This window comes from Nitrospira sp., assembly GCA_030692565.1.
GTDB lineage: Bacteria > Nitrospirota > Nitrospiria > Nitrospirales > Nitrospiraceae > Nitrospira_D.
In genome coordinates, this window is sequence record JAUYAO010000059.1 from 46,942 (window position 1) to 59,733 (window position 12,792).

At 56.7% G+C, this 12,792-nt stretch carries 11 protein-coding genes; 3 read left to right on the forward strand and 8 right to left on the reverse strand.

The window, feature by feature from the left end; all coding sequences use genetic code 11:
* Positions 1–82 precede the first annotated feature (82 nt).
* Positions 83–1,339, forward strand: coding sequence for an adenosylhomocysteinase (ahcY, locus tag Q8N04_20090; protein ID MDP3092978.1), 1,257 nt, complete (start codon positions 83–85; stop codon positions 1,337–1,339).
* A gap of 243 nt (positions 1,340–1,582) precedes the next feature.
* Positions 1,583–2,785, forward strand: coding sequence for a hypothetical protein (locus Q8N04_20095; protein MDP3092979.1), 1,203 nt, complete (start codon positions 1,583–1,585; stop codon positions 2,783–2,785).
* Between the two features lie 217 nt (positions 2,786–3,002).
* On the opposite strand, the gene Q8N04_20100 is transcribed toward Q8N04_20095, so the two are convergent.
* Positions 3,003–3,746, reverse strand: coding sequence for a DUF3365 domain-containing protein (locus tag Q8N04_20100; GenBank protein MDP3092980.1), 744 nt, complete (start codon positions 3,744–3,746; stop codon positions 3,003–3,005).
* A gap of 354 nt (positions 3,747–4,100) precedes the next feature.
* On the opposite strand from Q8N04_20100, the gene Q8N04_20105 reads away from it, so the two are divergent.
* Positions 4,101–5,063, forward strand: coding sequence for a VIT1/CCC1 transporter family protein (locus Q8N04_20105; GenBank protein ID MDP3092981.1), 963 nt, complete (start codon positions 4,101–4,103; stop codon positions 5,061–5,063).
* Between the two features lie 3 nt (positions 5,064–5,066).
* On the opposite strand, the gene Q8N04_20110 is transcribed toward Q8N04_20105, so the two are convergent.
* From Q8N04_20110 to Q8N04_20140, 7 genes are all read right to left on the reverse strand, one after another.
* On the reverse strand, positions 5,067–6,725 hold the full coding sequence (locus tag Q8N04_20110; protein MDP3092982.1) for a radical SAM protein: 1,659 nt from the start codon (positions 6,723–6,725) through the stop codon (positions 5,067–5,069).
* 235 nt (positions 6,726–6,960) lie between these two features.
* A complete protein-coding gene (gene sucD, locus Q8N04_20115) occupies positions 6,961–7,833 on the reverse strand; it encodes a succinate--CoA ligase subunit alpha (GenBank protein MDP3092983.1) in 873 nt (290 codons plus the stop codon).
* Between the two features lie 29 nt (positions 7,834–7,862).
* A complete protein-coding gene (locus Q8N04_20120) occupies positions 7,863–8,402 on the reverse strand; it encodes a hypothetical protein (GenBank protein ID MDP3092984.1) in 540 nt (179 codons plus the stop codon).
* A 196-nt stretch (positions 8,403–8,598) separates the two neighbouring features.
* Positions 8,599–9,171 (reverse strand): hypothetical protein, encoded by a 573-nt coding sequence (locus Q8N04_20125; GenBank protein ID MDP3092985.1) that lies wholly within the window; start codon positions 9,169–9,171, stop codon positions 8,599–8,601.
* A gap of 76 nt (positions 9,172–9,247) precedes the next feature.
* Complete coding sequence (gene sucC / locus Q8N04_20130; GenBank protein MDP3092986.1) at positions 9,248–10,426, reverse strand: ADP-forming succinate--CoA ligase subunit beta; 1,179 nt, start codon at positions 10,424–10,426, stop codon at positions 9,248–9,250.
* 12 nt (positions 10,427–10,438) lie between these two features.
* Complete coding sequence (locus tag Q8N04_20135; protein MDP3092987.1) at positions 10,439–12,022, reverse strand: FAD-binding protein; 1,584 nt, start codon at positions 12,020–12,022, stop codon at positions 10,439–10,441.
* Positions 12,023–12,045: 23 nt separating this feature from the next.
* Positions 12,046–12,756, reverse strand: coding sequence for a 2Fe-2S iron-sulfur cluster-binding protein (locus Q8N04_20140; protein MDP3092988.1), 711 nt, complete (start codon positions 12,754–12,756; stop codon positions 12,046–12,048).
* Positions 12,757–12,792 lie beyond the last annotated feature (36 nt).

Here is a 12,792-nt window from a genome sequence, read left to right on the forward strand (position 1 = left end):
GGCAGGCACGTAACACCTGCCCCCTCTTTTTCTGACGTTTCTTTACCAATGACGCATCTCACTCATCACGCAGGAGGGTTCTGTGGATTACGATGTGAAAGACATTAAGCTGGCAGACGCGGGTAAGTTAAAGATCGAATGGGCCGAAGCCACCATGCCGGTGCTGCGACTCATCCGGAAACGGTTCAAACGGCAACAGCCGCTCAAGGGCGTACGGGTCACCGCCTGTCTCCACGTCACCACAGAAACGGCCAACCTGGCGATCACGCTGAAAGCCGGCGGAGCCGATGTGCGCCTCTGCGCCTCGAACCCCCTCAGCACCCAGGACGACGTCGCCGCCGCCCTGGTTCAGCATGAAGGGATTCCCACCTTCGCCATCAAGGGCGAGGACAACGCCACCTACTATCGCCATATCGAATCAGCCATTGCCCATCGCCCCCATCTCTCGATGGACGACGGCGCCGACGTGGTGTCGCATCTGCACTCGAAGCGGAAAGATCTCCTCCGCAACGTGATCGGGGGAACGGAAGAAACCACGACGGGCGTCATTCGCCTGCGCAGCATGGCCGAGAAAAAAGTCCTCAAGTTCCCGGTCATCTCCGTCAACGATGCCGACACCAAGCACATGTTCGACAATCGATACGGCACCGGTCAGTCCACCATGGACGGCATTATTCGGGCGACGAACCGCTTGGTCTGCGGCTCCGTCTTCGTCGTGGCCGGATATGGCTGGTGCGGACGCGGGATCGCCATGCGCGCCAAGGGTATGGGCGCAGATGTCGTCGTCACCGAGATCGATCCATTGAAAGCGCTCGAAGCCGTGATGGATGGCTATCGCGTCATGCCGATGGAGGAAGCCGCCCCGATCGGCGATTTCTTTGTGACCGTAACCGGCAACTTGAAAGTCATTCGCGGCGAGCATTTCGCAAAGATGAAGGATGGCGCCATCGTCTGCAACAGCGGCCACTTCAACGTGGAGTTGGATATTCCGGCCTTGGAGAAACTGGCCAAGAAGCGGAAAGTCGTCCGCGACGGCGTCGAACAGTTCACCTACAAAAACGGCAACCGCGTGAGTCTCCTCGGCGAAGGCCGCCTGGTCAATCTCGCGACCGCCGAAGGCCATCCTTCCAGCGTCATGGACATGAGCTTCGCCAACCAGGCGCTCGCTGCCGAATACATCGTGAAGAACTACAAGATGCTCGAGAAGAAGGTGTACCCGGTCCCTGCCGTCATCGACAAAGAAATCTCGCGCCTCAAGCTCGCCGGCATGGGCGTGGACATCGACAAGTTGACGAAGGAACAAGAGAAGTATCTGGCATCGTGGGAGATGGGAACATAAGACCGTCTCAGACACGCGCGAGTAAATGAAAAGGCCGCCTCAAATGAGGCGGCCTTTCTTTTCTTCAGACCACACGGACAAACCTTTCGATCAACTCCCGCGGACTAAAACTCAGCGGAGCGCCGAAGGCTCATGACTCTACGCGCTGCCATTGGAATTCTCACAACCTCGAGCTAAATCATATTCAAACCCAGTATGATAGAGTGTCAGCAGAAGCTGAGGTCCTACCGATCGGAGTCTCTTATGAGACCGACGAACGTCACTCCTCTCGACCTCTCCAATTACAGCATTTCCCCCACACAAGGGTTTCTTCCGCCAGATCCGCTTGAACAGCTGCCGGATTCGCCGATGCTCAATCATCTTGGGCAGGAATTGCCGAAGTTGCTCAGCGCACGGATGATCCGACAATTCATCGACGGGCAGCGACAACTCCTTCCGGCTATCCCTGCAACGTGGCGGGATCAGGACTATCGGACTGCGATGCGGATTCTCTCGTTCGCCGGTCATGCCTATGTGTGGGAAGTGCCTGACCAGCCGGCTGCGACGCTGCCGTCACAACTTGCACAACCCTGGCACGACGTCGCGCTGAAGCTGGGCCGACCCCCGGTGCTCTCCTACTCGTCTTATGCCCTCGATAACTGGCGAAGACTGGATCCTGCCAAGCCTATCCAACTCGACAATATTGTGCTGCTCCAGAACTTTCTCGGCGGTCTGGATGAAGAGTGGTTTGTGGTCATCCACGTTCAAATCGAGCGGCAGGCAGGGCCGGGGTTAGCCGGGCTTATTCAGGCCATGAACGGAGCCGCCGGCGACAAGCCCGACGAAGTACTCGCCGGACTTCGATCGCTCGCTGCCGCCCAAACCGCGATGCGTGACACGCTGCTGCGCATGAAAGAGCGGTGCGATCCCTATATGTATTACAACCGCGTACGTCCCTACATTCATGCCTGGAAGAACAACCCTACACTCCCCCATGGCCTCGTCTATGAAAGCGTGGCGGCCTATGCAGAACAGCCGCAACAGTTCCGCGGGGAAACCGGCGCGCAGAGTTCCATCGTGCCCTGCCTCGATGCCGGACTCGGAGTCACTCACGCACCAGACCCGCTGACTGTGTATTTGCAGGAAATGCGGGAGTACATGCCTCCACGACACCAGGCCTTTCTCCGCGCGATCGAGCAGACGACTGATGAGAAAGGCAGGCCGCTGCTGTCAGGCTATGTCCGCAACCGGAGATCGCACAATCCAGACCTTTGGAGGAGCTATTGTATCTGCGTGGATCTGCTGGCGCAGTTTCGCGACATCCATGTCGGATACGCCGATAGCTACATCCATCGCCAACACCAAATCCATGCCAGCAACCCCAGCGCCGTAGGGACTGGTGGCACCCCTTTCATGGCCTATCTCCAGAAGCACTTGGACGAAACCAGGCGCGCGATCGCTGACTAGATCTACTAACCGACATGTCGTTTTGCATGACCCGCGATGCGTTGCGTTCACCATGCATCTGGTCGACAAAACAAGAAGTACTAAGTGGGGATGTGCGTGCCATCGTTAACGGGCATCCATAATTGATTCGGCTGGCCTCTGGCCGGATCTGGGACGGACATAGAAAAGGGGGCGACAAAGGTCGCCCCCCCATATACCGCGATTTTGAAAGATCTCTCTATTTGGCAGGAAGCTTGACGCTGACGGCACCTCCCAGGTCACCTTCGTTCGCGCCCTCTTTCTTGTAGCCGGAGACATCCGTCTCGCCTTTTGGCCCACCGTGGCAGCCCATGCAACCTTTGCCGTAAAACAACGGCAGCATCACTCGAACATCTCCGCCGACGGGCTCACTCATGATCTTGTCTCCCTGGCGTGGATAGCCGGGATCGCCGAGCTTTTTCATCATTCCGGCTTCAAAGGCATCTGCCTTATTCTTTGGGTTTCGGAGCAAGGTATCGGTCGTCGTCTGCTTCATGTAGATGCTCGTCTTGGCGCTGAACCCTGCAGCTGTCTGCGTTCCAAAGTGCGCCGGTGTAAACCCCTTGTATCCCACACCAGGCTTGTTGATGGTCGCTTGATTATCTGCGACCGTTTGTTTTGCGGCTGCGACGAGTTCCGGAAGAAGTTTCTGCGCCGATCCAGGAACACCGCTTGTTTTCAAATTACCTAAATCCACTCCAGTTCGCGCCTTGAATTTCTCCGCAAGCTGTTGGGCGAATACATCAGGTGTAAACCCCTTGTCCCCTTTGCTCGCATCATTGATCAACGGCTGATTGGCCGCAACGGCGCCACGCCCGGCGTCCAGCAGGATGGCCAGAAGGCGACCGGTTTCAACCGCGTCATCCCCCGCAAAGACCGACAGTGGGCCAAGCACCGAAGCGAGAAACACTCCGAGTGCCGGAAGTAATCTTCGTCGGATCATAGATCCTCCTCGATTGACAGGTTGGACTGACTGAGTGCCAGGAAACAGATAGGTCCGAGAAAAGAAGATGAAGCGAATGAAAGAATGACGTTCACTATACGCCGACTACACTGGCAACACTAGAGCTATTCGGTCGTGGCAGTGAAGGATTGGCTCTATTATATTAATTGAGTTCTCACGACTTCAATGCATCCTCCAGCGAGGATCTCGGAAATCAGATCACTTCTCGAAGATCATGTCGTGGGCAGCCCCATCAACAAGAGGAGAAGGCCCCCTTTTCATTCTATGACCATTGACTGAACTGAACACCTGGCGTATCGTTTCACACACTCAACTTACCTCTGAGGTCTCACCATGCAGGCTGCTTCAGCCTATGACCCTCGCCTCGCACGGGATCTGATCCTCGACGAGCTATTCGATCTTTCCCTCTACAAAGCCCTTCGAGGTGTGACTGAACCGGACGTCCATGACACGCTGGATGAATTGATCAAGGTTGAAACCGCGCATCTCGCCTTCTGGCAGCGATTCTTCAATCTCAAACTGGAGCAGCTCGACCTCGGACGGCGTATCAAATTATCCGTCATGATGCTGGTCTGCCGGCTCTTCGGCTCGACGGCCGTCCACCTGGTCCTCGAAGCGATCGAAGTGCACGGGGTGCGGAAGTACCTGGCCCTCTGGCGGGCCTACCAGGGCAAACCGCTGGCCGAGGCCTTGCGCGGAATTCTCATGGATGAATTCAAGCATGAAGACGTGCTCGTCACGGCACTCACGCAGCGAAAGATCAATCCTGAGAAGATCCGCAATATTTTCCTTGGACTGAATGACGGCCTGGTGGAGATTCTTGGCGCGGTGAGCGGATTCTTCGGAGCCTTCGGCAGCACGACGATGGTGCTGATCGCCGCTTCGACCACGGCCGTCGCGGGGGCCCTGTCGATGGCCGCCGGTGCATTCCTGGCGCTTAATTCTGAGAAAGAAGTGAAATCGACCGAAGTCGCAAAGAAGCTTTTTCTAGGCGAGGAATCTGAATTTACCCCGATGGAAGAACAACCGCTGTCATCGGCGCTGGTGGTCGGCTCAGCCTACCTGCTGGGCGCCATCGTCCCGGTGTTCCCCGTGCTGATCGGCGCCACCGATGCGCTGTTTTCCATCCTGACGGCCGGCCTCATGGTGGTGCTCGTCTCGACGATTCTATCGTTCCTGTCCGGCATGGACATCAAACGACGCATCGTGCTCAACCTGGTGATCATCACCGTGGCGGTCAGCATCAGCTATGGGATCGGAATCGTTGCAAAAAACTACTGGGGGATTGCGCTGTAGGTTCTATCGTGCGGAAAACATAGGAAGCTCGCGTGATCCTTCCGCCTCTCGTTGAATACGCTCCCGTTCAGCCCGGGAGGCTTCCAGCACATCGTGCAGCATCTCATCCGTCATTTGCGTCATCTGCGCCGCCGCATCTTTCATGTCGGCGTGCTCGACCGCGCGCGAGAGCACTTCTGATTTGGTCGCGCCCTTTTTCTGACCCATAAAGGGTTTGGTAATCAGAAATACCACGTCACGCACCGGCATGAACCGCAAAAATCGACGGAGCAAACGAATCGTCTGGATCGGGTAACAGAAGAGCTTGTACATGAACAACTTCTGCAACCCCTTCTGCCGCACACGATTGATGGTTTCTCCCGGCAGACAGGTCGGATCGATTTCAGAGCACTTGAAGTACTTGTACCAATCAGTCGATTCCTGCACCAGCCCGCGCTTCACATATTCCTGCCACAGCGGAGTCCCGCGGTAGACACAGAGCCGGTTGAAGCCGAATGTATCCAGCGGCAGCTTGGCGGCGAAGTCAAACGTGGCCTTCATATCTTCGACGGTTTCGTCTGGATTGCCGACGGTGAAGAATCCGTGCACGATCTCGATGCCGGCCTTCTTGGCGTTCTTGACCGCCGTCGTCACTTCCGCCAGCGTCTGCTCTTTCTTCAACCGGTCGAGGATCTTCTGACTGCCGCTCTCGATCCCGAACATAACCGTGCGGCAATGGGCCTTGGCCATCGCGGGAAAGAGATGCTGGGCGACGGAATCGACCCGCCCTTCAATGCCCCACTGAATGGTCAGCTTCTCATCCATCGCCCCTTGGCAAATGGCCTCGATCCGCTTCGGCTGAAGCAGAAAATGATCGTCCACGAAATAGACCGAGCCATAGCCATGCTCTTCGAGATACTTGAGCTCGGCGACCACATGCGCAGGCGTTCGTGCCCGCCACTTGCCCTCGTTGAAAATCGGAATGTCGCAAAATACGCAAGGCCAGGGGCAGCCGCGCGAGGTCTGCATCGTCGTAAATCGTTCCATCGACAGCACCGCCGGCACATCCAACGGCATCGACTCAATGAAGTCGAGTTTCAAGCTCTCTCGATCAGGGAAGGGCCACTGGTCCAAATGGCGTTCCATCGGACGGTTTGGATTGTGCACGACTTTCCCGTCCTTCATCCACGTCAAGCTGGCCACGGCTTCCGGGCTGTCAAAATTCGCGAGCAGATCAAGCAACAGCTGCTCACCGTCGCCACGACAAACATAATCGACTTCGGGGCACTGCAATTTGACCAGCGGGGCATTGAGACTGGCAAAGACGCCGCCGAAGGCCAGTTTTACTTTTGGATTGGTCGCGCGAATCTGCCGTGCAAGAATTTTGGCGTAGGGATAACTGGTCGTACTCAGGAAGCTCAGGCCGACGAGGTCCGGCTGCTCGCGATTGATCTGATCAATGATGACGTCGTTCGGCGTGTCGGGATTCGCCTGATCGAACATCACGCACTCGTGCCCGGCCTGCTTCACAACGGACGAGAGCGACATGATACCGATGGGCGGGAAACCCATGACACGGATATTGCCGTTTTTCGCGCGGGTTTTCGCCGGAAGCGCGTAGAACTGGGGATCGCGGACGTGGATGAGAAAAACTCGCAGACAGACTCCTTGGTTCGACTTCAACTACCACTGAGTGCGCGGACACCGGAAGGATGCGGCAGAAAGAGCAGGGGTTACAATCAACAGGTGCAATCCCTAGCGTGAGACTAACACGATATCAGGTTGGGGGAAAGCGGATATTTCTCTTGAAGACTCCGCTGGAGCGATGCCCTGCGAGTGCGGAAGATAGGGACTGAAACAGATCGGGGGTGCTGAGCGACGCTCGGCACCCCCGATCACCACACACCGATAGAAATGATTAGCGGCCCAACGCGAGCTTGATGGCGTTGCCGATCTCTGCCGGATTCTTCACGACCTTCACACCGGCTGACTCGAGCGTCTTCATCTTTTCAGCTGCCGTGCCCTTACCGCCGGAGACGATGGCACCGGCGTGGCCCATGCGGCGGCCTGGAGGAGCCGTGATGCCGGCGATAAAACTCACGACCGGCTTCTTCACATTCTTCTTGATGAACTCAGCGGCTTTCTCTTCGGCATCGCCACCGATTTCACCGATCATCACGATCCCCTGGGTCTCGGGATCTTTCTCGAACAACGCTAATACATCGACGAAGCCGGTTCCATTGACCGGATCGCCCCCGATCCCCACGCAGGTAGTTTCGCCAAGACCTAAGGTCGACAGCTGGTGCACCGCTTCATAGGTGAGGGTCCCGCTGCGCGAGACGACACCGACGATGCCCTTCTTATGGATAAATCCTGGCATGATCCCGATCTTCGCTTCATCGACCGTAATCACGCCCGGGCAATTCGGCCCGATCAATCGCACATCGCGGCCATGTAACGCTCGCTTCACCTTCACCATGTCGTTCACCGGAATACCTTCGGTGATACAGATGATCAGCTTCACCCCGGCATCGGCGGCTTCCAGAATCGCATCGGCGCAGAAAGGCGGCGGCACGAAAATCAGCGATGTGTCACAGCCCTCTTTCTTGACCGCATCCCGTACTGTATTGAACACGGGAATGCCTTCAACTTCCTGTCCCGCCTTCCCGGGAGTGACACCGGCAACGACCTTCGTGCCATACGCCTTGCATTGCGTCGCATGGAACGAGCCTTCCTTGCCCGTGATCCCCTGCACTACCACTCGCGTGTTTTTATTAACGAGAATTGACATAGATTGATCCTTCTTTTCGTTTTACTGCTCTAGAAGATGCCTTTTGCGTGAGATTCATCAATCGTCAGACGGTGCAGATCATAATGCGCACTCTTTACAACGTCTTCGGGTTCATCCGAAAAGGGCATAGCAAAAATCAGGAATATTTGAATCCAGAATCCCAACTCTTCCTTTTTGTCAATATTCGCAAGCACCTTCTGATCTCGACCCTTATACACGGTCTTGGTGATCAAGTCCTCTGACGCGTATCCGGGAATCATGCCAAAGGTAAATCCGGAGATAAAGCCAGAGAGAAACGCCAGCCCTTCACTCCCCTCCTCGACAATAGAAATATCCGCCCTGATATCGGCCGACTCACCTTCCACAGACACTGAAGAAAACAATCCGGATTCTGTGTATGCTTTCGCAGCCTGTTCTCGAAACAGCTTTGCAGTAGCCTGTGTGGTTTCTGGGATCGTCCCATCAGAATCTGCACCTCTACTCACATTCAAGCTGATGGACTTCTTCCCCAATGATGGCGGTTGAGGAGGCCATTGAGCAGGTGGCTTCAGATCCCCCTCCCGAACCATAAGGCATCCCGACAGGCTCAAGATGAGAAAGACTATTGGGAGGATCTTTCGAAAACTTCTCACGCTGCTTTTCCCGTCAGCTTCACAATCTTTCGCGCCGCTTCCTACAAGTCGTTGGGTATCTCCAATTTCAAGCCGGACTCCGCCAACAGTTTGCGGCCTTCTTCCTGGTTCGCCCCTTCACAGACTCCCGTTTCTAAAAAAGGCCCTTCTGGTGCGCATCCTCAATGGTGGCTCGGTGCATGTCATACTGCGCAGCACTCAGCTTTGCCGCAGGACTGTCAGCAAACGGCATAGCAAACAGCAAGAAGAACTGAATCCAAAACCCCATCCCTTGGCGCTGCTCGATCGTCCCGACCTCTTTCGACTGGCGATCTCTATAACTCGTTCGCGTCGCGAGATCTTGAGCAACATACCCGGGTATCATGGTAAACGTAATCGCGGATACGGCCGCGGACCAGGAAAGACCCTCGTCTCCCGCCTCGATCACTGCAATGTCTGCATGCAAATCCGCGGGCGCACCGTTCATGATAACGGAAGAAAACACACCGGAATCAAGATAGGCCTTGACCGCCTGCTCACGGGAATCGCCGAGCCCTTCCTTCCCCTGAGGACCGATTCCGGCGACATGGAGCGCAATGGACTTTTTCGCCGGCTGAACCGACTGCGGTGCGTGCTGCCCCGACACCGATGACGCCCCATCCCGGACCATGAGGCATCCGGAAGCGCTCAACGACAGGAGGACAAATGTGATGATGACCCAGGGCATTTTCTACACACAACCTTCCACGCACGCGCCGGCCCATGAACCGAAACTTTCTCACAGAAATAAATGCAGGCCCCGCCTACGCCGCTTTTCCGGTCAGCTTCACAATCTTCTGCGCCGCTTCCCACAAGTCGTTGGCCACTTCGAGTTTCAAGCCGGACTCAGCCAATAGCTTGCGACCTTCTTCCGCATTCGTTCCCTGCAAGCGAACCACCAGCGGCACCGTGATCTTCACTTCCTTGGCCGCTTCGATCACGCCGTTGGCAATGCGCTCGCAGCGCACGATGCCGCCGAAAATGTTGATGAAGATGCCCTTGACGTTCGGATCCTTGAGGAGAATCCGGAATCCGGCTGCCACCGTCTCTTTGGTCGCGCCGCCGCCGACATCCAGAAAGTTCGCCGGCTCGCTGCCCGCCAGCTTGATCACATCCATCGTCGCCATGGCCAGACCCGCGCCGTTGACCATGCAACCGATGTTGCCGTCCAGCTTGACGTAATTCAGATTGCTCGCACCGGCTTCGATTTCCAGCGGCTCTTCTTCGTTGAGATCGCGCATCTGCTGAACATCGGCATGCTTGAACAGCGCGTTGTCGTCGAAGGACACTTTGCCGTCGAGGGCGACGATCGTCTTTTCTTTGGTGATGATGAGCGGGTTGATCTCGACCATCGCCGCGTGCTTTTCCATAAACATGCGATAGAGATTCCCCATCATCTGGATGAAGGGATTCATCACGGCCGGTTCGATCGTATTGAGACCGAGGGCAAACGCCACGTTGCGTCCGTTGTAGCCCTGGAATCCCACGGCGGGATCGATCAATTCCTTGATGATCTTTTCGGGTGTCTTTTCCGCGACCTCTTCGATTTCCATCCCGCCTTCGGTGCTGGCGATGAAGACGGGCCAACCGGAATCGCGATCCACCAGGATGCTCAAATACAATTCCTTGCTGATGTTCGCGCCTTCTTCGAGCAGGAGCCGATGGACCTGACGGCCTTTGGGACCGGTCTGGTGAGTCACCAGCGTCTTGCCGATCAGCTCCTTGGCCAGGCCTGCCACCGCCGCCTTATCCTTGGTGATCTTGACGCCGCCCGCCTTGCCGCGGCCGCCCGCATGGATCTGCGCCTTCACGACGAATACGGGCGTGTTCAGCTCGTTGGCCCAGGCCGTCGCCGCTTCCGGAGATGTCACTTCTTTTCCGCGTGGGACCGGCACCCCGAACTGCGCAAACAACTGCTTCGCCTGAAACTCATGCACATTCATGCTGTACTCCTCTTAGCTCTCTTTTCTGGTGTAGGCCGGGAGGACCATGGGCGAGATCACATTGCTCAGATTGCCGTGCTTTTTCGCATCGGCCCGGAACCGCTGCAGATGCTGCACGGTGAGCTTCCCCTGCTTCATCGAGCCGGCCCGCCCGGCGGCCGTCAATCCCGAGCGCTTGCCGAAGACCATCAGGTCGAGCAACGAATTCCCCATCAATCGATTGCGTCCGTGGAGGCCTCCGGAGGCTTCGCCGGCCACGAACAAATTCTTCACGTTGGTTTCAGAATTCGTATCGATCTTCACGCCGCCGTTCTGATAGTGCAGCGTCGGATAGATCAACACCGGATCTTTGCTGATATCGATGCCGAACCGGTCGAACTGCATCAGCATCGCCGGGAAGTGTTTCTCAACAGTGCCGGGTCCGTGCTCTACATCAAGCAGCGGCGTGTCCAGCCAGACACCCACCCGGCCCGACATCGTACGAATACCGCGGCCCTCTTCGCACTCGCGGATGATGGAGGACGAGACGACGTCGCGGGTGTCGAGCTCGTTCACGAACCGTTCGCCCTTGGCATTGACCAGATGACCGCCTTCGGAACGAATTCCTTCGGTCACCAACTGTCCCACCAACTGCTCGGGGAAAACCGCGCCGGAGGGGTGATATTGGAACGTATCGATGTGCGCCAGCTTGGCACCCATGCGGTAAGAGAGACAGAGCCCGTCGCCGGTCGCACCGTAGTGATTGCTGGTCGGGAATCCTTGGATGTGGAGACGGCCGATCCCGCCGGTCGCGAGGATCACCGACTTTGCGGCCACGACGACATACCGGTGATTGTCCAAATCCTTGAAAATGGCGCCGCTGCACTGACCGTTCTCATCGCTGAGCAACTCCACCGCTGCGCAGAATTCCAACATCTGGATTTTTTGATTCAGCACTTCGTCCTTGAGCACCCGCATGATCTCCAGACCGGTATAGTCCGAGCAGGTCAGAAGCCGCGGCTTGGAGCTGCCGCCGCCTTTTTTTACATGCAGATTTCCATCGGCTTGGCGATCGAACAACACCCCCAGTTCGATGAGCCACTTGGCGATCGCAGGTCCGTCATCCACCATGGTCTTCAACAGATCATGGTCGTTGTGCATGTGGCCGCCCTTGAGGGTATCGAGGAAATGCGTGACCGGAGAATCCTCCGGCGCCACGGAGATCTGCATCCCGCCCTGCGCCATCACGCTATTGGAATCGCCCAGTCTGAGCTTGGTGGCCAGAATGACTTTTGCGCCGGCTCCGTGCGCGTGCAGCGCCGCAGCGCAACCGGCCCCGCCGCCGCCGATCACTAACACATCGGTGGTGTAGTCCGGAGTCAGATCCACATCGTCCTGGATCAGGCTGTCTCCTTCGAGCAACGTCGCCAACTCGACGACCGTCTTCTCGTCGATATTGGGACCGAACCGGATCGGACGATAGGCACTCGCCCGATAGTCCGGGTGATACTTGTGAATCAGCTGATCGCGATCGGCAGGAGAAAACTTGGGAAGGGTTTGCTTCCGGCGAGCATCCCGAGTTTTGTGCACAATCTGTTGGAGCGCGTGAATATCCATCTCGGGTAGCCTCGGCAATAAAACTATTTTACGGTCGCACAGTGGTCGGCGAGTTCCTTCTCACTCATGGCAAGAACCTTCTTCCACTCATCGTTGAATCGTCCGTCCTGAATTTCTTTAATGCGGGTCTCCAGCCCTTGGGCCTTTTCCGTAAAATGCGCCCCCTGCGCACGGCTCACATAGAGCGCCACCAGATTGGGCGCAATGTCGGCGATGCAAACCGGTGTGCACATACCGCACATGACACAGTCCATAAACATCTCGGACACGCTCTTGAAGTCTCCGAAGACGGCTTTCCAGACGCCTTCGCGGACATCGATCTTCTGGGGACAGGCTTCGGTGCAGGCGTTACAATTCCGGCAGAGCGGGGCTTCAGGATAAAGATTGAACAGGTCCTGTTTGGGATCTTTGAGCGTTTGGATGTCGTAGGTCGCCTTCCGCGCGGGAAACGGCGGCATGATCGTGAACGACATCCCGTCCTGCACCGCCATCTGGCAGGCCAGGCATGTCCGTACCTTGGGATCGTCCTTCGTTCGATAGTAGGTCGCACAGGCGCCGCAGAACCCGCCGAGACAACCGGCCCCCCGCACCACTTCCTGCCCCGTGTACCACAGAGCCTTGATGACGGTGATGCCCCCCGGCACCTCATACTTCTTGCCGGAGATTTCGATCGAGACCATCCGGGGCTTCATCACCTCAGGCTGATCGATTACGTTGCTGTCTTCTTGTGCCATGCTTCCTCAAACTGGTAAGGGGTGAAGGGTGAGGGG

Bases quoted from the DNA above. Each gene is read 5' to 3' on its own strand.
- Q8N04_20095 (MDP3092979.1), top strand. From the start codon at position 1,583: ATGAGACCGACGAACGTCACTCCTCTCGACCTCTCCAATTACAGCATT.
- Q8N04_20120 (MDP3092984.1), bottom strand. From the start codon at position 8,402: ATGGTTCGGGAGGGGGATCTGAAGCCACCTGCTCAATGGCCTCCTCAA.
- Q8N04_20135 (MDP3092987.1), bottom strand. From the start codon at position 12,022: ATGGATATTCACGCGCTCCAACAGATTGTGCACAAAACTCGGGATGCT.
- Q8N04_20125 (MDP3092985.1), bottom strand. From the start codon at position 9,171: ATGCCCTGGGTCATCATCACATTTGTCCTCCTGTCGTTGAGCGCTTCC.
- Q8N04_20105 (MDP3092981.1), top strand. From the start codon at position 4,101: ATGCAGGCTGCTTCAGCCTATGACCCTCGCCTCGCACGGGATCTGATC.
- Q8N04_20100 (MDP3092980.1), bottom strand. From the start codon at position 3,746: ATGATCCGACGAAGATTACTTCCGGCACTCGGAGTGTTTCTCGCTTCG.
- sucD (MDP3092983.1), bottom strand. From the start codon at position 7,833: ATGTCAATTCTCGTTAATAAAAACACGCGAGTGGTAGTGCAGGGGATC.
- sucC (MDP3092986.1), bottom strand. From the start codon at position 10,426: ATGAATGTGCATGAGTTTCAGGCGAAGCAGTTGTTTGCGCAGTTCGGG.
- Q8N04_20140 (MDP3092988.1), bottom strand. From the start codon at position 12,756: ATGGCACAAGAAGACAGCAACGTAATCGATCAGCCTGAGGTGATGAAG.